General features: G+C 62.4%; 16 protein-coding genes. 8 read left to right on the top strand and 8 right to left on the bottom strand.

Annotated elements, in window-relative coordinates; genetic code table 11:
- The first annotated feature begins 19 nt into the window (after nucleotides 1-19).
- Nucleotides 20-3,379 carry an AAA family ATPase gene (locus YUU_RS0103975; protein WP_027521200.1) on the top strand — a complete coding sequence of 1,120 codons (3,360 nt, stop codon included), beginning with the start codon at nucleotides 20-22 and terminating at the stop codon, nucleotides 3,377-3,379.
- A 67-nt stretch (nucleotides 3,380-3,446) separates the two neighbouring features.
- Here YUU_RS0103975 and YUU_RS0103970 read toward each other — a convergent pair whose 3' ends face one another.
- Together YUU_RS0103970 and YUU_RS0103965 are read right to left on the bottom strand one after the other, a co-directional pair.
- Entirely contained in the window at nucleotides 3,447-4,736 is a 1,290-nt protein-coding gene (locus YUU_RS0103970; protein ID WP_035661138.1) for a patatin-like phospholipase family protein, read from the bottom strand.
- A gap of 424 nt (nucleotides 4,737-5,160) precedes the next feature.
- Entirely contained in the window at nucleotides 5,161-5,640 is a 480-nt protein-coding gene (locus YUU_RS0103965; protein WP_027521198.1) for an Lrp/AsnC family transcriptional regulator, read from the bottom strand.
- Between the two features lie 144 nt (nucleotides 5,641-5,784).
- On the opposite strand from YUU_RS0103965, the gene ald reads away from it, so the two are divergent.
- Nucleotides 5,785-6,900, top strand: coding sequence for an alanine dehydrogenase (gene ald / locus YUU_RS0103960; protein ID WP_027521197.1), 1,116 nt, complete (start codon nucleotides 5,785-5,787; stop codon nucleotides 6,898-6,900).
- A gap of 534 nt (nucleotides 6,901-7,434) precedes the next feature.
- On the opposite strand, the gene YUU_RS0103950 is transcribed toward ald, so the two are convergent.
- Complete coding sequence (locus tag YUU_RS0103950; protein ID WP_027521196.1) at nucleotides 7,435-9,345, bottom strand: NAD(P)/FAD-dependent oxidoreductase; 1,911 nt, start codon at nucleotides 9,343-9,345, stop codon at nucleotides 7,435-7,437.
- Here YUU_RS0103950 and YUU_RS61015 point away from each other — a divergent pair.
- The gene (locus YUU_RS61015; RefSeq protein WP_245287938.1) at nucleotides 9,344-9,790 is read left to right on the top strand and encodes a hypothetical protein; all 447 of its coding nucleotides are present in this window, start codon (nucleotides 9,344-9,346) and stop codon (nucleotides 9,788-9,790) included. The genes YUU_RS0103950 and YUU_RS61015 overlap by 2 nt on opposite strands.
- A gap of 185 nt (nucleotides 9,791-9,975) precedes the next feature.
- Nucleotides 9,976-11,034, top strand: coding sequence for a YeiH family protein (locus YUU_RS0103940; RefSeq protein WP_027521194.1), 1,059 nt, complete (start codon nucleotides 9,976-9,978; stop codon nucleotides 11,032-11,034).
- 186 nt (nucleotides 11,035-11,220) lie between these two features.
- Here the strand turns inward: YUU_RS0103940 and YUU_RS0103935 are convergent, their stop codons facing one another.
- The 5 genes from YUU_RS0103935 to YUU_RS0103915 all read right to left on the bottom strand — a co-directional run bounded on the left by YUU_RS0103935 (nucleotide 11,221) and on the right by YUU_RS0103915 (nucleotide 15,932).
- On the bottom strand, nucleotides 11,221-12,093 hold the full coding sequence (locus tag YUU_RS0103935; RefSeq protein WP_027521193.1) for an ABC transporter ATP-binding protein: 873 nt from the start codon (nucleotides 12,091-12,093) through the stop codon (nucleotides 11,221-11,223).
- On the bottom strand, nucleotides 12,090-12,962 hold the full coding sequence (locus YUU_RS0103930) for an ABC transporter permease (RefSeq protein ID WP_051389612.1): 873 nt from the start codon (nucleotides 12,960-12,962) through the stop codon (nucleotides 12,090-12,092). Before YUU_RS0103930 ends, YUU_RS0103935 begins: the two co-directional genes overlap by 4 nt.
- A gap of 38 nt (nucleotides 12,963-13,000) precedes the next feature.
- A complete protein-coding gene (locus tag YUU_RS0103925; RefSeq protein WP_027521191.1) occupies nucleotides 13,001-14,422 on the bottom strand; it encodes an ABC transporter substrate-binding protein in 1,422 nt (473 codons plus the stop codon).
- Between the two features lie 165 nt (nucleotides 14,423-14,587).
- Nucleotides 14,588-15,361 (bottom strand): Crp/Fnr family transcriptional regulator, encoded by a 774-nt coding sequence (locus YUU_RS0103920; protein ID WP_198031691.1) that lies wholly within the window; start codon nucleotides 15,359-15,361, stop codon nucleotides 14,588-14,590.
- Nucleotides 15,362-15,626: 265 nt separating this feature from the next.
- A complete protein-coding gene (locus YUU_RS0103915) occupies nucleotides 15,627-15,932 on the bottom strand; it encodes a gamma-butyrobetaine hydroxylase-like domain-containing protein (RefSeq protein ID WP_027521189.1) in 306 nt (101 codons plus the stop codon).
- 225 nt (nucleotides 15,933-16,157) lie between these two features.
- Here YUU_RS0103915 and YUU_RS0103910 point away from each other — a divergent pair, with 225 nt between their 5' ends.
- The 4 genes from YUU_RS0103910 to YUU_RS0103895 all read left to right on the top strand — a co-directional run bounded on the left by YUU_RS0103910 (nucleotide 16,158) and on the right by YUU_RS0103895 (nucleotide 20,025).
- The gene (locus YUU_RS0103910; protein WP_027521188.1) at nucleotides 16,158-16,931 is read left to right on the top strand and encodes a ferredoxin--NADP reductase; all 774 of its coding nucleotides are present in this window, start codon (nucleotides 16,158-16,160) and stop codon (nucleotides 16,929-16,931) included.
- A gap of 103 nt (nucleotides 16,932-17,034) precedes the next feature.
- A complete protein-coding gene (locus tag YUU_RS0103905) occupies nucleotides 17,035-18,777 on the top strand; it encodes a fumarate reductase/succinate dehydrogenase flavoprotein subunit (protein ID WP_027521187.1) in 1,743 nt (580 codons plus the stop codon).
- Nucleotides 18,778-18,811: 34 nt separating this feature from the next.
- Nucleotides 18,812-19,045, top strand: coding sequence for a ferredoxin family protein (locus tag YUU_RS0103900; protein ID WP_027521186.1), 234 nt, complete (start codon nucleotides 18,812-18,814; stop codon nucleotides 19,043-19,045).
- Nucleotides 19,046-19,047: 2 nt separating this feature from the next.
- The gene (locus YUU_RS0103895; RefSeq protein ID WP_027521185.1) at nucleotides 19,048-20,025 is read left to right on the top strand and encodes a HEAT repeat domain-containing protein; all 978 of its coding nucleotides are present in this window, start codon (nucleotides 19,048-19,050) and stop codon (nucleotides 20,023-20,025) included.
- The last annotated feature ends 1 nt before the right edge of the window (nucleotide 20,026 follow it).

Below are 20,026 nucleotides of genomic sequence, written 5' to 3'. Positions count from 1 at the left end.
CACAGGCCGTAGGTATGCCATGACCGGTATTGCAGAGTGGCTAGCATCGATTGGTTTGGGAGAGTACGCCCAGCGTTTCGCCGAGCACGCGATCGACCTCTCGGTCGTCAGCGATCTCACAGAGCAGGACCTCAAGGACCTCGGCGTCCTGCTTGGTCACCGGCGAAAGATTCTGCGCGCGATTGCAGAACTTAAGGGTGAAGTCCTTGTATCGGCCCAAAGGAGCGCCAAACCAGCGCCGCGGGACAGCGCCGAGCGGCGCCAACTCACGGTCATGTTTTGCGATCTGGTGGACTCGTCGGCGCTTGCTGCCCGACTGGATCCAGAGGACTTACGCTCGGTAATCGGCGCCTATCACGACTGCATCGCGGAGATCGTCGCGCGGAATGAGGGCATCATCGCGCGGTACATGGGGGATGGCGTGCTTGCCTATTTCGGCTACCCCCAGGCGCACGAGGACGATGCCGAGCAGGCGACACGCGCGGGGTTGGCGCTGGTCGATGCCGTAGCCAACCTCCGGATAGATTTCGGCGCCAAGCTACAGGTCCGCGTTGGGATCGCCACCGGCATGGTAGTCGTGGGCGATCTGACCGGCGAAGGCTCCGCCAAGGAGCAGGCGGTCATTGGGGAAACACCGAACCTGGCTGCTCGCCTGCAGCAGTTCGCCGAGCCCGGTATGGTGCTGATTTCCGAGAGTACGCACCAGCTCACCGCCGGATACTTCGAATACGGCGATCTCGGCTCTATCGCGCTCAAGGGTTGGGCGGAGCCGATACCGGCCTGGCAGGTGCTCGGGATAAGCGGTGTGGAAAGCCGTTTCGAGGCGCAACGCAAGACTCGATTGACACCGCTCATTGGGCGTAACGAGGAGATCGAGATGCTGTTGCGGCGCTGGCAGCATGCCGCGTCAGGCGAAGGCTGCGTGGTGGTTCTAACTGGAGAGCCAGGTATTGGTAAGTCGCACATCGCGCTGGCGCTTCAAGAGCGACTCCGGGCCGAACCACACATCACGGTGCGCCATTTCTGCTCGGCGCACCACACCAACAGTGCGCTGTATCCACTAATCGCCAACCTCGAGCGTGCCACCCGATTCGAGCGAGGCGAGACTCCGACGGAAAAGTTCGCCAAGCTTGAAGCTCTGCTCTTGCGGTCTGGCGCTGACGTAGACCGCGTGGTGCCGGCTCTGGCCAACCTTCTGTCGCTGCCGATCAGTGACCGCTATCGCCTGCCCGAACTGAGTCCGCAGAAACGCAAGGAAATGACGCTGGCGGCGTTCTTGGCTCAGCTCGAGGCATTGGCGGCGCGGCAGCCAGTGTTCCTCATCTTCGAGGATGCCCATTGGGCGGACCCGACCTCGCTGGAGCTGCTTACGGTTACACTGGAGAGAGTGCCGCGACTTCGAGTGCTGCTGCTCATCACCGCGAGACCAGAGTTTACGCCGCCATGGCCTGGTCATGCGCACGTGACGACGGTTTCGCTCACACGACTGAATCGGCGCAACGGGGCGGCATTGGTCGAGCGCATCACTGCCGGCAAGACGCTCCCGGAGGAGGTCATGGACCAGATCCTCGCCCGTACCGACGGTGTGCCACTGTTCGTCGAGGAACTGACGAAGGCCGTGCTCGAAACCGGGCTGTTGCAGGAGCGGGACGACCACTACATGCTCAGCCGTCCGCTACCCTCGATGGCGATTCCAACGACATTGAACGCATCGCTGATGGCCAGACTCGACCGATTGGCCCCAGTGAAGGACGTGGCTCAGATCGGCGCAGTCGTAGGACGCGAGTTCTCTTACGAACTGCTGAGCGCTGTTGCCGGGCTGCCAACACAAAGGCTTGAGGAGGCGCTTGCCACGTTGGTTCGGGCGGAATTGATATTCTGCCGGGGCGAGATACCTCGTGCGGTCTATACCTTCAAGCATGCGCTCGTGCGGGACGCGGCCGAAGCGGGGCTTCTGAAGAGCCGACGCGCAGCGCTGCATGCCACCATAGCAGGCGTCTTCGAAGAACGGTTCCCGGAAATTGTGGAGACACAACCCGAGACTCTCGCACTCCACCTTACGGAGGCGGGACTGTTCGAAAAGGCAGGAGGATATTGGCTTCAGGCGGGCAAGAAGGCGGCCATGCGCTCCGCCAACCTCGAAGCCATCGCACACTTGCGGAAAGGCATCGAGGTCTCGACCCATTTGGCCGACAGCGCACAGAGGGACAGACGGGAGCTCGATTTCCAATTCGCGCTGGGACCGTGCCTGATCGCTACCGAGGGGCCGGCCTCGCCACATGCGGTGGCGACCTTCGCTCGCGCGCGCGAACTGTGCCAGCGCCTCGGAGATCCGCCCGAGCAACTACAAATCATGTTTTGGTTGACCACTGCGAGCGTCATTCGTGGTGAGTTGCCGGTCGCCGAGGAAATGATCTCAGCGCTGCTCGATCTCGCGATGGCCCGCGGCGATCGACCAACGTTGCTCAACGCGATGCGCGGGCAAGGAATGATTCGCCTTTTCATGGGACATCTCACGGGCGCCCACGACGTGATCGAACGGGCCTACGAAGCATTCGAGGCGAGCAGCGAGCAGGACAGATTGGCGGCGCGTGCCGCCGGCCAGGACGCGGGCGTGGCCGACCTTGCCCTGATGTCATGGGCGCTCTGGCTGCTGGGCCGCGCCGATACCGCAGTTGCACGTCTCAATGCCGCCATTCAGCGTGCCGACGACACCAGTCATCCGCATTCGCAGGCCTATGCATGTTACTATGCGTCCATTCTCCACGCTCTGCGGGGCGAGTTCCTCGCCACGCACCGCTATGCCGAACGCTGTCTCGCCTTGTCAGAGGAGCACGGATTCCGGCAATGGCGAGGATTGGCGCGCGCCGTCCGGGGGATAAGTGCCAGCTTTCTTGATCCGTCGTCCGCTGCGCTCGCGGAAATCCGGACTGCGATGAACGAATATCGCAGCGCGGGCTATCAGCTCGGCATCACTGCACTATACGTGCTCCTGAGTCCGGCCCTGTTGTCGAGCCATCAATACGAAGCTACGCTGGAGCTGATCGAACAGGGCCTCGCTACAACCAGCCGCAACAGCGAACGGATATTTGAGGCCGAGCTCTACCGACTGAAGGCGCGCGCGTTGCTCCTCCATGGCGTTCCGCAGGCCGGCGCCGAGGCGCAATCGATCCTCGATCATGGTTTGACGATTGCAAGAAGCCAACACGCCAAGGCCCTCGAAATTCGAGTTGCAGTAGACCTTGCCGCCTTGTGGATCGATCAGGGCAGGCGCGAGGAGGCGCTTGACCTGCTCGCCCCCATCTACGCCGGGTTCAGCGAGGGACTTGAAACGCAGGATCTAAGGCAAGCAAAGACGTTGCTCGACCGGCTGCGGTAATTCTGCTTGGACTACGGGTGTGGTGGCCTTGCTCAGCACGTCGGTCGCAAAGCCGCTCTATCTGGCGTCATGCATCCAATTGCTGTTGACATTCTCGATAGGTATTTTGCACCCCTTGCCACCCATCCTTGTGGTCCTTCGCCGGATTCTCGTTTATGAAGTGCGGCCCGGGAGGCGGCGTACCGTTTTGATGTACCTTGTATGCGTCGATCGCTTGTTCCGCAGCGGCTTTCCCCAACTTGCGCCCAGCGTCCAGGTTGCTGTGATTCCATTTGAAACTGATGTGCCCCGGTACGTGAATCTCCACGATGGTGCCTTGCCACCGATCCTCCTTTTTTCCGTCGAACCGCACGTGGTATTTGAAGAGCCTGACGTCATCTTCGCCAACGGTCGCCGCGAACAATTGGCAGAGATTTGCCAGGGCATCGTGAAGGTCTTTCGGTTTGCGGACTTGCTTCGAATCGACGATTCGGCTCACCCATATTTCGTCCAGCTCCTCGCCTTGCTTGCGGTGCTCCTGGATCAAACTCTCAAAGTTGACCGTGTCGACCAGCGCTCCCTCGCAGTAAGTAGCGCCATCGATCTTCACCGTTTCCTCGATGAAGGGAAGGGCTGAACATGCACACAAGCTCGACGCGCTGATCGGAACCCTGTACTCCTTGTCCTTGTCCTGCTGGGTCATCGGACGGTTGGAAAACAACGCGAGCCTGTGATCGTCAAGATTCCAAGCGTTATGAAATATCAGGGGCTTTTCGGGCTTGTTCAGCTCCTCGAAATTTATGCTCTTCATGAACTGGCTTTTTGGATAGTTGATCCTGGAGAGGCCGGTGACATGGGACAGATACATCATGGAGGTGGCGTAGCGAACGAAAGGATTGGGTGCCAGCACCTGATTGAGGATCCATCTGTTTATGTCGCCTTCGTCCGGCATCGCGAACTTATTCCGGCCGTCTGCTTCAGGGTGTTGAGCGCACCAGAACGACATGGACTCCCCGACGGCACTCGCCATCGCTCGTGGGTCCCATAAATCCTTATAGGTTTTGGGATCTGTGACGAAGCTGGTCATTGCCCTGCCGATACTTTCCCAATCCGGACCGAACACCGTGTTTATGGGAAAGTGCTTGTAGCCTTCGTCGTCTCGGAACACGCCGTTCTTGAAGAACTGATAGGTCTTTTCCGCCCTATCTGTATTCTTAACTCCATCAAACTGATTATAGACGATCCCGACCCAAGCGCCGATGCAGGACAAAGCCCACACGTCAAACTTGATATCTGCGTTGGCAAGAGCTTCCAGAACCCCGATGTGCAGCCCCGCTGCCGGACCGCCGCCGCCTAGCGTTATCGCTCTCTTCACCATTGGTTCCTCCAATTAGTTTGTCGTGTAGTTTGTTCTCCGATCAATCTTCTGAATTGCGTAAAGTGAAGCGCTTGGTCGTTCTTGGATTATTGGAAAGCACCCGCAGGCTCGCGGCCGTACAGCATGCCATCGAACCCCATTCAGACAGGCTCATAGATCCGGCATTGTGAAACACGATACGTGTGACAGAGCGGTGCGTGTCGATGTCAGACGCATTCTCGAACATGCTGACCGCACTGGCGCACGTCGGCCGAGAACCTGAGTTAGCGTATCGCGATCTGACCCGTCCATCTGTGAACCAGTTCACGTAAGATGTTTATCTCTAACGAGAGTACCCGTAGCCCAATCGTGACATCCGTGGCGAACACGAAGGAAGTCGCTGGGCGCGACGCGGTACGACGACGCGACTGGAGCAATGGCGCAATCAGCGCTTTATCTCGCCGAAGACCACGGTCGGCACGGCGCGGTTGACGACTTCGCGTAGGGCGAAGCTCGATTGGACCCGGGCGACACGAGGCAGGCGCGACAGCTCGGTGCGGTGGATGCGCTCGAAATCCTGGATGTCGCGCGCGAGCACGATCAAAATGTAGTCGTCGGTGCCCGACATCAGGAAGCAGCGCACGACGGAGGGGCATTTCACCACCTCGGCCTCGAAGGCCTTCAGCGCCTCGTCGCTCTGGCTCTCCAGCGCGATCCGCACCAGCACTGTCGTGGTGAGGCCGAATTGCCCGAGATCGAGCGCGGCCTGGTAGCCGTGGATATAGCCGTCATCCTCCAGCGCCTTCTGCCGTCGCGCCAGCGCCGTACTCGACAGGCCGACCTTGTTGGCGAGCTCGGTGTGACTGGCTCGCGCATTAGTGGTGAGTTCCGCGAGGATGGCGAGATCTTTTCGGTCGAGGGCCAAGGTTTCGTTTCCCGCGTGGAAGGGGCAATCGACGCCGGAAACCGGCGTCCGCGAGGAGAAACTAGCCGATATTTGCACGAAACCAAACCGGCGCGGCCGCTAACATGAAGAGGAGAATCAAGACTTTAGGGCAAGGAGTTCGCTATGCGCGTTGGTGTTCCAAAGGAGATCAAGGTGCAGGAATATCGCGTCGGGCTGACCCCGGGCGCCGTTCGCGAATATGTCGCGGCCGGGCATGAGGTCTGGGTCGAGACCGGTGCGGGCGAGGGCATCGGCGCCTCCGACGAAGTCTACCGCAAGGCGGGCGCCTCGATTGCGGGCAGCGCGCGCGAGATCTTTGCCAAGTCCGAGATGATCGTGAAGGTGAAGGAGCCACAGCAGAGCGAGTGGACGCAGCTTCGCGAGAACCAGATCCTCTTCACCTATCTTCATCTCGCGCCCGACCCCGCGCAGACCAAGGGGCTGCTCACCTCCGGCTGCACTGCCATTGCCTATGAGACCGTCACTGACGCGCGCGGCCAGCTCCCTCTGCTCGCGCCGATGAGCGAAGTCGCCGGCCGCCTCGCGATCGAGGCGGCCGGCGCCGCGCTCAAGCGTTCGGCAGGCGGACGCGGCGTGCTGCTCGGCGGCGTGCCCGGTGTGCAGCCGGCGCGGGTCGTCGTGCTCGGCGGCGGGGTCGTCGGAACCCAGGCGGCACGCATGGCGGCGGGTCTTGGTGCAGAGGTTACCGTGATCGATCGTTCCATCCCGCGCCTGCGTGAGTTGGATGATATGTTCCTTGGGCGCGTGCGCACGCGCTTCTCCACGATCGAGTCCGTCGAGGACGAGGTGTTTTCCGCTGATGTCGTGATCGGCGCGGTGCTGGTACCCGGTGCGAGCGCTCCGAAATTGGTTACGCGCGCGATGCTCAAGCCGATGCGGCCAGGCGCCGTGCTGGTCGACGTTGCGATCGATCAGGGCGGCTGTTTCGAGACCTCGCGTCCGACGACCCATGCCGAGCCGACCTACGAGGTCGACGGTGTCGTGCATTACTGTGTTGCAAACATGCCAGGCGCAGTGCCGGTGACATCGAGCCAGGCATTGAACAATGCCACACTGCCCTTCGGGCTGATGCTCGCGGGCAAGGGCTTTGCAGCCGTGCTCGAGAATCCGCATTTGCGCAACGGCCTCAACGTCGATCGCGGCCGCATCACCAACAAGGCCGTAGCGGAGAGTCTAGGTCTGCCGTTCTCGCCGGTCGAGAGCAGCCTGGCGGCGTGACGAAGCCGTCACGTCGGGCTTGCTGATAACGCATTAGGCAATGCGCGTTCCGCGCGATCGCTCCAGAGGCGTAAGCCTCATAATGTGCTCTTTTCACATCTCGCGCAAAGGTTCCTACGCGCGAGAAAAGCAGGGATCACGGATCAGTTCACGTCGTCGCTTAATTTCCTCGAAATGGTCACATCGGGGTTAGGTTGCTGGCATTGATAGGCACGATCCGAAATCTTCGTACGGAACGGTCCGAATGCTTGGCGTTCTCATCCTCATTCTGGTCGCCGCGATCTCGTTTGCGGCGGGATATGTCACGCGTGATCGCATCTCGCAAAAGCGCCGCGCCAAATATCTGAAGTGGGAGCCGTACGTGCGAGCGTCTGAACGACCGGCGCAGCCGCCGGCGTTTCTCGTCCAGACGCCAAGGACTCATGCACCGAACCCTCAAACATCGAAGGCTCAGGCACCGCGGATCAGCGCAATCGATGGCGCAGGGCCCGCGCCTGCTTCGCAGTCGCCGGCCGAAGCCAAGCGTCGCCAGGTTCACGCCTTCGTCAGGCGGTAGTCGCCGAGATCCGGATCGTGCGTCATCCGCCAGTAGTCCACGAAGCGCCACGGCATCGCTGAGAACACCCGGCCGCTTGTATTGCGGTAGTAGGTGGTCATGCCCGGATGGGTCCAGATCATCGCCTCGTGCTCGGCATCGACCTTCCGGATGTAATCGTCGTGCACATCCTGGCGGACGTCGATGGCGGCGACACTGTTTTCCATCATCTCGACGAGACAGGCCGAAATGTAGCGGCTCTGGCATTCCGACTGGAAGATCACGCTGCCGCCATGCGCAGGGCCGGAGTTCGGGCCCAGCATGCAGAAGAAGTTCGGGAAGCCCGGGACGGTGAGGCCGAGAAACGCGGTCGGATTGTCGCCCGCCCAGGCGTCGCGGAGATTCCTGCCGTCGCGGCCGGTGATGTCGAGGCGGGCCGCCATCTCGGTGACCTTGAATCCGGTCGCGACCACGATGATGTCGGCCCGGCGGTTCTCGCCGTCGGATGTCACGATGCCATCGCGATCGACATGATCGATCGAGTCGGTGACCAGCTCGACATTGCCGCGCGTGAGCGTCTTGAACCAGTCGTTGTCGAGCAGGATGCGCTTGCCGTAAGGCGGGTAGGTCGGCACGCATTTGGCGATCAGGTCAGGGCGGTCCTTCAGCTCGGAAAGGATGAAGTCCGTCAACTCCTGGCGGTGCCGGTCATTGCCCTTGTTGACCGCACGCTCCGGATGCGGCCAGGCTGGATCCTTGCGCAGGAACGGCAACAGGCCGTCGCCATAGCGCCAGAACATGTTGAAGCGGTACCACTGCACATAGAACGGCAGGTGCGCGAGCAGCCAGCGCGCGCCCTGTGTAATTGGATCGGAATAGCCCTTCACCGGTCGCGCCCATTGCGCGGAGCGCTGGTAGACGGTGACGGAAGCAGCGCGGGGTGCGATCGCCGGCACGAGCTGCATCGCGGTCGCGCCGGTGCCGATGATCGCGACATGCCTGCCGTCGACGTTGATGTCGTTCGACCACAGCGCCGAATGGAGGATCCGGCCCTTGAAATCCTCCTCGCCTTTGAACCGCGCGCGGGAGGGATCGTTGAGCTGGCCTATCGCGCTGACGAGTGCCGTGGACTCGAACGTTTCTTCGCCGCTGCTTGTCCTCAGCGTCGAGATCCAGCGGCGCCTGCTCTCGTCCCATCGCGACGAGGTCAGTTGCGTGTTCAGCCGCAGATGCTTGCGCAGGCCGAACTCGTCGGCGACCTTCCTGAGGTAATCGAGCAACTCCTCGCGCTGGCAGAAATAACGGGTCCACGCGTTGCGCGGGCCGAAGGAGTAGGAATAGGAGTGGTTCGGCGTGTCGACGCCGCAACCGGGATAGCGGTTGATCCACCAGGTGCCGCCGAGCTCGGCATTCTTTTCGACGATGGTGTAGGGAATGCCGAGATGGCCGAGCGCCACGCCAAGCGCGATGGCGCAGACGCCGGCGCCGACGATCAGCACGTGCTCCTCCGCCAATTGCGCGTCGGACGGACGGCTGCTCCAGCGCGCCTCGCGCGGCGCGAAACCCATCTCCTCGCGCATCAGCGGCGCATATTCCGGCGCGACATTCTCGCCAAGGCAGGCACGCATCATCTTCAGAAGCAGCTCTTCGCCAGGATCGGTGATGACTGGTGTTGGATGGCCGTCGGCAAAGAGTCCGACCACAGCGGCGCGGATTTCGTCCTGCACGTCCCTCGGCACGCCGGCCTCGGGATCCGGGATGAGACGGATGTCGCGCTTCGGCAAATAGGGCTGGGCGAGCCAGCGCTCGTCGCCGGTCATGTGAACGAGCACCATCAGGAGGCAGCGGATGTCGCCCTCGGCGATTGCGGAGGCGAGGTCGAGGTGCTGGCGCGGCAGTTCGATGTTCATGAATGATCCCAAGTCCGGCGAAGGCGACCAATGCGATCTTGGCACTTTACTGCCGAACCGGGCAGGGGGCTTGGGCCCAGACGCCGCCAAAGAAGAAAGCTATCGTTGTAGCCTGCTCCCGCGGAAGGAAATTCCCGCGCGGGGGCGAAAAAAGCCAATCAGTTCCATTGCCGAGAGAAGCGCAAACGACGACATTCCGTTCAGAATTCAGTGGATTGGCCTCGCGATGGAACGCGCAAATTTCGAGCCTTTTGGCGAGCGACTGGCCCCGGCAAGGGACGACCGGCCGCAGTCTCGCGCCTCCAAATATCTGCTGTGGACGGGCGCCGGTTTGTTCTGGTCGCTGGTCGGGGCCATCGTGCTCGCCCGCGCCGCCTTCTTCGAGCCTGGCGTTTTCGACGGTTTTAGCCGCGTCGCATCCCTGGCCAAGGGCCTGATCTTCTAGGCCATCCGAGCAGCCGCTCCCTTCTGTCTGCAATGTGCTCGAAGGCCATCCTTTGGGCCGCACTCGCCTGCGCGCACAGGAGAATAGCCTTTAAGGACATTACTTGCTTCCGCCGGCCGGAATCGAAAATATATTGCCCTCTTGCGCCCTCTCGCGCATAAAATCTTCTCCTTCGGGAGATTTGAGTGGCCCAGAACGAAGCATCCTCTTCAGCCGGCACAAGACCGGCGACCACTGCCGGCCGCATTGTGGCGCTGATTCCGGGCGTTCTCCTTTGCATCGGCATTGCCGGCATCTCAGCCGCCCTTGAAGCCACCGAACGGCACGCCTTCGCGCATCCCTATGTAGAGGCGCTGGTGATGGCGATCCTGCTCGGCATGGCCGTACGCAGCTTCTGGAAGCCGTCCGAGCGCTGGCAGGCCGGCGTCGCCTTCAGCGCCAAGCAACTCCTCGAAGTCGCGGTGATGCTGCTCGGGGCCTCCATCAGCTTTGCCGCGATCGCCGCCTCGGGCGTGACGCTGCTCGCTTCGATCGCCGCCGTGGTCGTGGTCGCGCTCTGCGTCTCGTTTGGCTTAAGCCGCATGCTCGGCCTGTCCACACGGCTGTCGATCCTGATCGCCTGCGGCAATTCCATCTGCGGCAACTCGGCGATCGCCGCCGTGGCGCCGATCATCGGGGCCAACAATGACGAGATCGCATCCTCGATCTCCTTCACCGCGATCCTCGGCGTGATGATGGTGCTGGGCCTGCCGCTGCTCATCCCGCTTTTGCAACTGACGGCGACGCAATACGGCATCCTCGCAGGGTTGACCGTCTACGCCGTGCCGCAGGTGCTCGCGGCGACCGTGCCGGCTGGCCTCGTCAGCACGCAGATCGGAACGCTCGTGAAGCTGATGCGCGTGTTGATGCTGGGGCCGGTCGTCGTCGGCCTCTCGCTCGTTGCTTCGCGCCGGCAGGGCGGAGCGAAGAAGACCAGCGTCGGCTTCTTCCGGCTCGTGCCCTGGTTCATCCTCGGCTTTCTCGCGCTCGCCACGCTCCGTTCGCTCGAGATCGTTCCGTCAACCGTAGTCGGTCCGGTGACGAAGATCACAAGCTTCCTCACCGTCGTCTCCATGGCCGCGCTCGGTCTCGGCGTCGACGTGCGCGTGCTCGCCAACGTCGGGGGACGCGTGACGGCGGCAGTGACGCTGTCGCTGATGCTGCTGCTCGGGATCAGCATCGGACTGGTGCACTGGTTCAAGTGAGGAACGCACACTGAACCTCTTCCCTTCTGGGAGAGGGTGGCTTCGCGTGAGCGAAGCCGGGTGAGGGGTCTCTCTCCGCGAGAGACACGCTCATGATATTCGCGGACGCAACCCCTCATCCGGCGTGCTGTGCGCGCCACCTTCCCCGACAACGTGAGAAGGGAAATCAGTTCACGAGAACGCCGCTTACAACACGTCCGCCAGAGAGTGGCCGTGCAGCTCGATGTTGAGCCCTTGCATACCGAGGTCGTTGATCTCGCCGCCCATCGCCTTCAGGCTTTCCTCGCGGATCAGGGACATCAACCCGCGGCGCAGCGCCAGGAACTCCGAGGACATCATCATGGATTGTTGTCGCGGCCGCTCCAGCGGAATCGGGATCTCCGCCTTGATCGAGCCGGGCCGCGCGGTCATGCAGTAGACCCGATCGGAGAGGAAGATTGCTTCGTCGATGTCGTGGGTGACGAACAAGACCGAGATCTTCAGCCGCTGCCACATGTTGGTGAGGATCTGCTGCATGATCACCCGGGTCTGCGCGTCCAGCGCGCCGAAGGGTTCATCCAGCAGCAGCACCTTCGGCCCCGTCGCGAGCGCACGCACGATGCCGACGCGCTGCTTCATGCCGCCGGAGAGCTTTTCCGGATAATGCTTCTCGAAGGCCTCGAGCCCCGCGAGCCCGAGCAGCGTGCGCGCCGCGCGCTCGCGCTGCGAGCGGGGCATGCCACGCATCTTCAGGCCGAACTCGACGTTCTCCCGCACCGTCTTCCAGGGAAACAGCGAATATTGCTGGAACACCATGCCTCGCTCGGCGCTCGGCCTACTGACGCGTTCGCCGTCGACCGTGATGGTGCCGGTGGTGGGTTTGAGAAACCCAGCCACCGCATTCAGGAAGGTCGACTTGCCGCAACCCGATGGCCCGACGATCGAGACGAATTCCCCCGGTTTGACATGGATATGCGTGTTGGTGACGGCCTCGACCGATCCGTCGATGGTCTCGTAGCTCAGCGAAAAATTCCTGACCTCGATATGTCCCTGCGGGGTGGCGGTCGCGATCTCGCTCATTTCGCCCTCCATGGCATCACCAATTGTCCGGCGCCGCGGATCAGCAGGCTCGATCCGAGGCCGAGCACGCCGATGGCGATCATGCCGAGCGCGATGTCGGCATATTGGACCAGCGAATAGGCCTCCCAGGTGAAGTAACCGATGCCGTATTGCCCGGAGATCATCTCGGCCGCGATCAGCGACACCCAGGCAACCCCCATTCCGATGGTGAGGCCGGTGAAGATGTGCGGTAGCGAGGCCGGAAAATACACCTCGCGGAAGATCGAGCGCTCGCGCGCCCCCAGGCATTGCGCCGCGCGTACCAGCACTGGATCGACCAGCGACATGCCGTGCAGCGTGTTGACCAGGATCGGGAAGAACGATCCAAGGAAGGTGATGAAGACGATGCTCTGCTCGTTGGTCGGCCACAGCATGATCGCCATCGGCACCCAGGCGATCGCCGGGATCGGCCGCAGCACTTCCGCAACCGGGAACACCACCTCATGGACCAGCTTGAAGCGGCCCATGATCAGCCCGAGCGGCACGCCGACGATCGCAGCCAGCGAGAAGCCGAAGAATATGCGCCGGCAGCTGAACACGATGTGCATCAGGAATTTGGGATCGTGGATCGCCTTGGTGAAGCTCGCATAGACCGCCAGTGGTGAGGGCACGTTGGTGAAACGCACGAAGAACACGACGCGGTAGGTCGTGAGCAAATGCCAGACGAGCAGGAAGGCGGCGAGCGAGATCACGCCGATGGCGGTCGCACGCAACCTGTCCTGGTTGAGCCGATACCAGCGACCTGCCAGGGCGCCGAATGAGGGCGACGCGGGGGTCGGCGTTGCGACAGGCGCAGGCGAGGGCTCTGTGACGGCTGCGGCTGCCGGCATGGCGTCCTCCTGATGGCGCAGGATGGCGGGACTGCTGCTCACGTCTTGCCCCCAGTGACCGCCGATTTCACGGCATCATCGAAGCCGAGAACCTTGCCGTTGATCTTGGTCGCATAGGTTTCCGCGTCCTTCTTCAGGAGGAACGGTGCGACGTCGCCGGCGCCGACCGCATAGAAGGCCTGGTCGGCGAACAGCTTGATGCCGCGGGTGGTGTCGAAGACGTAGGCGACGTTGATCTTCTTGCCCTTGGCCTTGAGGTCGGCATAGGCGCCGAGCGTGCAGGCCGCGCTGGCGAAGGGCAGGATGCCGGCATCGTCGACCCAGACCTCGCCGGCCTTGCGCGGATCGACGATCGGCTTCCTGCAGAAGCTGTCCTCGCCGGAGATCTCGTAGTTCTTGGTGCTCGCGAGCTGCGCGTCATAATCGAGCTTCATCTCGGCATAGGCCTTGCGGATGTAGCTGTCGTCGACCCATTTCTTCGGATCGAACTCCTTCATGCGGCCGAGATTCTGCAGCACCTTGACGTCGGTGGTGGCCGCGTCGATCAGTGCTGGCTTGATCGTGGGATCGGTGGTCATGTTGCCGCTGGGACCTAGGAAGATGTAGACGACCTCCTTGCTGATGCCGGTCCATTCCTGGATCTTCTCGGCCGCCAGCTTGGGATCGTCGCGCAGCCACTGATTGGCTGCGATGATCGCCTTCATGTAGGCGACGACGACCTCCGGATATTTTTCGGCGAAGTCGGTGCGCACGACGATGCCGTGAAAGGTCGGAAGGTTGGTCTCGACGCCGTCAAAAATCTTGCGCGCGAAGCCGCGGAACGGCAGCAGCTCGGCGAACGGAACGAAGTCGGCATGGGCGTCGATCTTCTTCTCCTGGAGATTGGTCGAGCCGACCTCGGGGCTTTGGCTCACGAGCTGGAAGAAGTCGGACGCATAGCCGCGGTCCTGCATCGCCTTCAGCACCATGCCGTGCGCGGCTGAGCCGAAGGGCACGCTGACAAGCTTGCCCTTGAGATCGGCGAGATCGTAGTAGGGCGAATCCTTGTGGACGACAATGCCGTTGCCGGAGCCAGAGAGGCTGTAGGCGGCAACGCCGATCAGCCGGCTCTTGCTCTCGGGATTGCTCTCGAAGGTGAAGCCGTTCACGATCAGCGGATAGTCGCCCATCATGCCGATCTGGAGCTTGTTCGCCATCATCGCATTGGTGACGGGCGGACCGGACGTAAAATTCTGCCATTCCAGCTCGAACTTGATGTTGGCGTATTTGCCGTCGGTTGGCAGATATTTTTCGAGGAGGTGAAGCTGCCGGATCACGACGCCGGCGGTGACCGTGTTGGTCGTGGTGTCCTGCGTGCCGATACCGAGGGTGACTGTCTCCGCCGTCGCGGGCTGCGCCAGCAAGAGCGCCAGCGATGTCACCGACATCGCGATCGAGAGCGTGGGAAGATGGCGGACCATTCTCATCCTCATTCGGTTGGATGTGCTGTGGTTGCCATGATTGGTTGAGGGGGCGGGCAGGGCAAATCCGGATTTACCGTCGCAGTCGATTAGTTGCCGGGAAAGACCGGTTGCATACTCCTTGGGCAGTTTCGCAGTTGAAAGCCAATTGCATGTGCACCGGTCCTAATCGGAAGCCTGGCCGCGCATCTCCTCCAGGATGCCGGGACGGCTGACCACGATCTGGGAGCGTTTTGTCTGAACGATTCCTTTCTCCTGCATGCGCTTCAGGCTGATCGTGACCCATTGCCGGGTCGCGCCGACCATGTGGGCGATGTCGGCGTGGGTGAACGCGGCGGCGATCAACGTGCCGTCAGCATCTTCCACGCCGTAGAGCTCGACGAGGTGGAGCATCAGATGCGCAAGGCGCTGGGTGATCGAGCGCGTTCCCAGCATCTGCGCCAGCGCCGAATAGCATTTGCCCTTGAAGGTCAGCCCTTCGATCAGGCCAATCGCGAGGTTGGGGATTTCGGCCGCGAGTGTTCGCAGCTCCTTTCCGGGAAGGTGCACGACGCAGCAATTGCTGGATGCAACCCCTGACCATTGGTGCACGGTGCCTTCGAACACTTCGGGGCCGCCGACGAAATTGCCGACATGCCAGTAGGCGAGCGTGATCTCGCGGCCCAGCGGCGAGGTGTAGAAGACGCGGACGCGGCCGCTCTCGATCAGCCAGATGCCGTCATGCTTGCCGCCCTGGCTGAACAGCGTCTGGCCGCGGTTGAGCACCTTTCGGCGCCCCTGCTTCAGCACCAATTCGCGCTCGCGCGGGGTCAGCTTGTCCATCAGCGGCGGAGGTCCACCGATCCACTGCTGGTTCTCGGTGAGCAGCAGCGAGGAGCTTCCGGCAGGCCGGACCGTTGCGGGAACAGTCCCGCGAACCGCATTGGCCGCCTGCAACATCACCTGCCTCCGGATTGTTCAAACCGTTCTAAAGAGGAGCAATGTCCGTGCCAGACGGGGCGCGGGACAGGCCTCTTAGGGGAACGCTTGTGGCAGGCCGGCGCCGTCCACTCCTCTGTCATCGCCCGAGAAGGCGGGCGATCCAGTATTCCAGAGACAGCAATGAGTTACGGAGAGGCCGCGGCGTACTGGATTCCCCGCTTTCGCGGGGAATGACAGAGGAGCTTGGGGCCCGCGCTCGCACCAATGCCGAGTCTGCTTCGGTCTACCGCCCCGCCAAATTCAGCAGATACGGCTTCGGGTAGATCCCGCGGTTGTGACCGTCCGAGAACGAGATGTTCAACCCGTAGCCGAGGTCGCCGATCTCCGTAATGGCGATGCCCGGAAACGCCTGGGGGAAGCGGCCGTCGAAGCGGGCGCGGGTGCAGTGGGCGCATTTGCAGGAGAGGCGGAGCTGCTCGGCGCCGAGCATGATCTCGCCATCGTGCGTGGTGCGCACGACGAGTGTCGCGAGATCGGCGCTTGTTGCGTAGTCGGTCACCGTTGGTGCGACCAGTGCAGTCATGGTCATGGCAAGCCTCCAGTCTCCTCCTAGCCGGCAAAGAAAGCGTCCCGATAGCAACTAATTGCCGGACTTGAGCGGACGCGACAGTCACGAGCACAGCGCGGCTGCCTCCTCCTCGATCATTGCCCGCGAAATGTGAAACTAATCGACCGGGAACGGCAGTTCGCCGTTGCGGGAACTGCTCCTCTCCGAAACTTTCCCCGGCATCGGGCAAGCAAGGAGAGACGAACGATGAGCGCTTTTCAGAAGGAGACGGTCCTCTCGGTCAAGCACTGGACCGAATCCCTGTTCAGCTTCACCGCGACACGCGATCCCGGCTTCCGCTTCCAGAACGGCCAGTTCGCCCTGATCGGGCTCGAGGTCGACGGCCGGCCGCTGATGCGCGCCTACAGCATGGCGAGCGCCAATCACGAGGAGAATCTCGAGTTCTTCTCGATCAAGGTGCCGGATGGTCCGCTCACTTCGCGGCTCCAGAAGATCAGGGAGGGTGACATCATCCTGGTCGGCCGCAAGCCCACGGGCACGTTGATCACCGGCAATCTCATTCCGGGAAAGCGGCTGCTCCTGCTGTCTACCGGCACGGGCCTCGCACCGTTCGCAAGCCTGATCAAGGACCCCGACGTCTACGAGAATTACGAGACCATCGTGCTCGCCCATGGCTGCCGCCAGGTTTCCGAACTCGCCTATGGCGAGCACCTGGTCGACAGCCTGCGTAGCCATGAATTTCTTGGTCCCCTGATCAGGGACAAACTGATCTATTACCCGACCGCCACGCGCGAGCCCTTCCGCAATCGCGGTCGCATCACCGACCTCATCGCGTCGAACCAGCTCTTCGAGGACATCGGCCAGCCCTGCCTCGACCGCGATACCGATCGCATCATGCTCTGTGGCAGCCCCGCGATGCTCGAAGAGCTGCACGTGATGTTCAGGGACCGCGGTTTTGCCGAAGGCAATCACAGCCAGCCCGGCCACTTCGTGATCGAGAAAGCGTTCGTGGAGCGGTGAGGAAAAATCTCTCTCCGGCGACAACTAATTGCTATCGCCGGGACCCCACCTGAACAACTCTGATGCAAAGGCGCCGGACATGCCGGCGAACCAGGAGCAAGCGATGGCACTAGATCAGATCGTCGACGGACTTTCGGAGGTTTCCTGCGATGTGCTGGTCATCGGCGGCGGCACGGCCGGTCCGATGGCGGCACTGAAGGCGAAACTCAGGAATCCGAAGGCCAACGTCGTCCTGCTCGAAAAAGCCAACGTCAAGCGCTCCGGCGCAATCTCGATGGGCATGGACGGGCTGAACAACGCCGTCATTCCCGGCTACGCGACGCCCGAGCAGTACACCAAGGAGATCACCATCGCGAACGACGGCATCGTCGATCAGAAGGCGGTCTATAAATACGCGCAGAATTGTTACAAGATCATCGAGGAGCTCGACAGTTTCGGCATCCGATTCCTGAAGAACGAGAACGGCGACTATGCCGTCAAGAAGGTGCACCACATCGGCACCTACGTGCTGCCGATGCCGAACGGCGAGACCGTGAAGAAGGCGCTGTACCGTCAGCTCCGCCGGGCCCGCATCCTGATCTCCAACCGCTACATGGCGACGCGGTTGCTGAAGTCCGCCGACGGCCGCATTGCCGGCGCGATCAGCGTCAACACGCGCACCGCCGAGATGCTCGTGATCAAGGCCAAGGCGGTGATCCTGTGCATGGGCGCCGCCGGTCGGCTCGGGCTGCCAACCTCCGGCTATATGTTCGGAACCTACGAGAACGCCGCCAATTCCGGCGACGGCTATGCCATGGCCTATCACGCCGGTGCGGCGCTCGCGAACCTCGAATGCTTCCAGATCAATCCGCTGATCAAGGACTATAACGGCCCGGCCTGCGCCTATGTCGCCGGTCCTTTCGGCGCCTACACCGCCAACAACGAAGGTTCGCGCTTCATCGAGTGCGACTACTGGTCCGGACAGATGATGCTGGAGTTCTACAACGAGCTCTTGTCCGGCAAGGGGCCGGTGTTCCTCCAGCTCAAGCATCTCCATCCCGACACCATTTCGGAGATCGAGTCGACGCTGCACAAGGTCGAGCGGCCGACGCGCGGCCTGTTCCAGCAGAGACGCGGCGTCGACTACCGCAGCGAGTCGATCGAGATGCACATTTCGGAGATCGGCTTCTGCTCCGGCCACAGCGCCTCCGGCGTGTTCGTCGACGACAATGCGCGCACCACCGTGCCAGGCCTCTATGCCGCGGGCGACATGGCGAGCGTGCCGCACAACTACATGCTGGGTGCCTTCACCAACGGCTCGGTCGCCGGCATCGACGCGATGGAGTTTGCCGACAGTCACGACTTTGCGGAGTTCGATGCGAGCGAGGTGGCGATGGAGCGCGAGCGTGTGATGGCGCCGACCACGCGCGAGGACGGCATTCCGCCGAACCAGATCGAATACAAGACGCGTCGCCTTGTGAACGACTATCTCCAGCCGCCAAAGGTTACCCGCAAATACGAGCTCGGCATGCGCCGCCTCGCCGAGGTGCGTCAGGACATGCAGGACCGCATGATCGCCCGCAACGCGCATGAGCTGCTCCGCGCGCTCGAGGTGCAGTCGATCATGGATTGCGCGGATATGGCGGCTCACGCCTCGCTGTACCGCGAGGAGAGCCGCTGGGGCCTCTACCACTGGCGCACGGATTTCCCGGAGAAGGACAACGAAAACTGGTTCTGCCACACGCTGCTTTCCAAGCGGGACGGCAGGATGAGCAGCGAGAAGCGCGCGGTCGAACCCTATGTCGTGCCGATCGCCGACGACGAGAAGGACCTCTACGACAAGCAGCGCATCCGGGCGAGCGCCTGAGCCGCCGAAGAGCAACACAACAGGAGATTTGACGATGCCTCTCGCTTCCTATGAGACCTCAGTCCCGGTGGTGGTCGACGACGCCAAATGCATCGCCGACAAGGGCTGCACGGTCTGCGTCGATGTCTGCCCACTCGATGTGCTCCGTATCAGCGATATGACCGGCAAGGCCTATATAGCTTATGACGAGTGCTGGTACTGCATGCCCTGCGAGGCGGATTGCCCGACTGGCGCGGTGACCGTCAACATTCCCTATCTCTTGAGGTGAGCATGTCGAGCCCGTTCGAATCCTACGACGACCTCGACGACGCCGACGAACGGCTTCAGGCCGCGGACCCCGCGGAACGTCGGGTGGCCATCATCGCGCTCGGCCATTCCGGCGATCCCGCCGCGGTCGGTCATCTCGCCAACATGGTGTCCGATCCCGACGCCGGCGTGCGCCAGCAGGTCGCGATGGCGCTCGGCGAGTTCGACGGGCCGGAGGCGGCGAGCGCGCTCGTCAAGCTGCTCGTCGACCCCGAGCGGATCGTGGCGTCGGCCGCCGCCGACGGCATGGCCGAGTTCAAGGATCCGGCCTGCGCCGACGTCATCCTGCCGCTGGTGAGGCATGCCCACGCCTTCGTCCGCATGGGCGCGCTGCGCGCGCTCAAGGAGTTGCGCCGCAAGGACACGCTGAAGCCGGCGCTGGAAGCGCTCCAGGATACCGACGCGGCCGTGCGCGTGCAGGCGATCGGCGTCATCGGCTTCCTGAAGCTCGAAGAGTCGATTCCGGCGCTGACCGCGCTGATCCACGATCCCGACGCCCATGTACGCCGCGCCGCGGTGAGTGCGCTCGCCTTCTCGCAGATGAAGCCGGCCGCGGAGACGATCACCCGCGCGCTAAAGGACGACGACTGGATGGTCCGGGAGATGGCTGCCGAAACGCTGGGGCTCAACGTCAACGGTTCGCTCGCCGCCGACCAGCTCATTGCGACGCTTGCAGACCAGTTCTGGCAGGTCCGGCTCAAGGCCATCCGCAGCCTCGGCAAGATGAAGATCGAGCGCGCGGTGCGTCCGATCGGCAATGGCATCAACCACGAGCAGGCCAACCTCCGCAAGGAAGCGGCCGCTGCGCTCGGCGAGATCGCCGATCCCGAGGGCGAGGCGTATCTCGCCGTTGTCGCCAACGACCCCGATCCCGACGTGCGCAAGAACGCGCGCTGGGCGCTCCAGCAGATCGCTGCGCGGAAGGCGCGGGCTGGCTCGTAAG

The sequence above is a fragment of the Bradyrhizobium sp. Ec3.3 genome (genome assembly GCF_000472925.1).
Classification (GTDB): domain Bacteria; phylum Pseudomonadota; class Alphaproteobacteria; order Rhizobiales; family Xanthobacteraceae; genus Bradyrhizobium.
This window is presented reverse-complemented; position numbering and strand designations above follow the sequence as displayed.

Coding starts and splice junctions, on each gene's coding strand:
- YUU_RS0103975 (WP_027521200.1), top strand. CDS start 20: ATGACCGGTATTGCAGAGTGGCTAGCATCGATTGGTTTGGGAGAGTAC.
- YUU_RS0103970 (WP_035661138.1), bottom strand. CDS start 4,736: ATGGTGAAGAGAGCGATAACGCTAGGCGGCGGCGGTCCGGCAGCGGGG.
- ald (WP_027521197.1), top strand. CDS start 5,785: ATGCGCGTTGGTGTTCCAAAGGAGATCAAGGTGCAGGAATATCGCGTC.
- YUU_RS61015 (WP_245287938.1), top strand. CDS start 9,344: ATGAATGATCCCAAGTCCGGCGAAGGCGACCAATGCGATCTTGGCACT.
- YUU_RS0103950 (WP_027521196.1), bottom strand. CDS start 9,345: ATGAACATCGAACTGCCGCGCCAGCACCTCGACCTCGCCTCCGCAATC.
- YUU_RS0103935 (WP_027521193.1), bottom strand. CDS start 12,093: ATGAGCGAGATCGCGACCGCCACCCCGCAGGGACATATCGAGGTCAGG.
- YUU_RS0103930 (WP_051389612.1), bottom strand. CDS start 12,962: ATGCCGGCAGCCGCAGCCGTCACAGAGCCCTCGCCTGCGCCTGTCGCA.
- YUU_RS0103925 (WP_027521191.1), bottom strand. CDS start 14,422: ATGGTCCGCCATCTTCCCACGCTCTCGATCGCGATGTCGGTGACATCG.
- YUU_RS0103920 (WP_198031691.1), bottom strand. CDS start 15,361: ATGTTGCAGGCGGCCAATGCGGTTCGCGGGACTGTTCCCGCAACGGTC.
- YUU_RS0103915 (WP_027521189.1), bottom strand. CDS start 15,932: ATGACCATGACTGCACTGGTCGCACCAACGGTGACCGACTACGCAACA.
- YUU_RS0103910 (WP_027521188.1), top strand. CDS start 16,158: ATGAGCGCTTTTCAGAAGGAGACGGTCCTCTCGGTCAAGCACTGGACC.
- YUU_RS0103905 (WP_027521187.1), top strand. CDS start 17,035: ATGGCACTAGATCAGATCGTCGACGGACTTTCGGAGGTTTCCTGCGAT.
- YUU_RS0103900 (WP_027521186.1), top strand. CDS start 18,812: ATGCCTCTCGCTTCCTATGAGACCTCAGTCCCGGTGGTGGTCGACGAC.
- YUU_RS0103895 (WP_027521185.1), top strand. CDS start 19,048: ATGTCGAGCCCGTTCGAATCCTACGACGACCTCGACGACGCCGACGAA.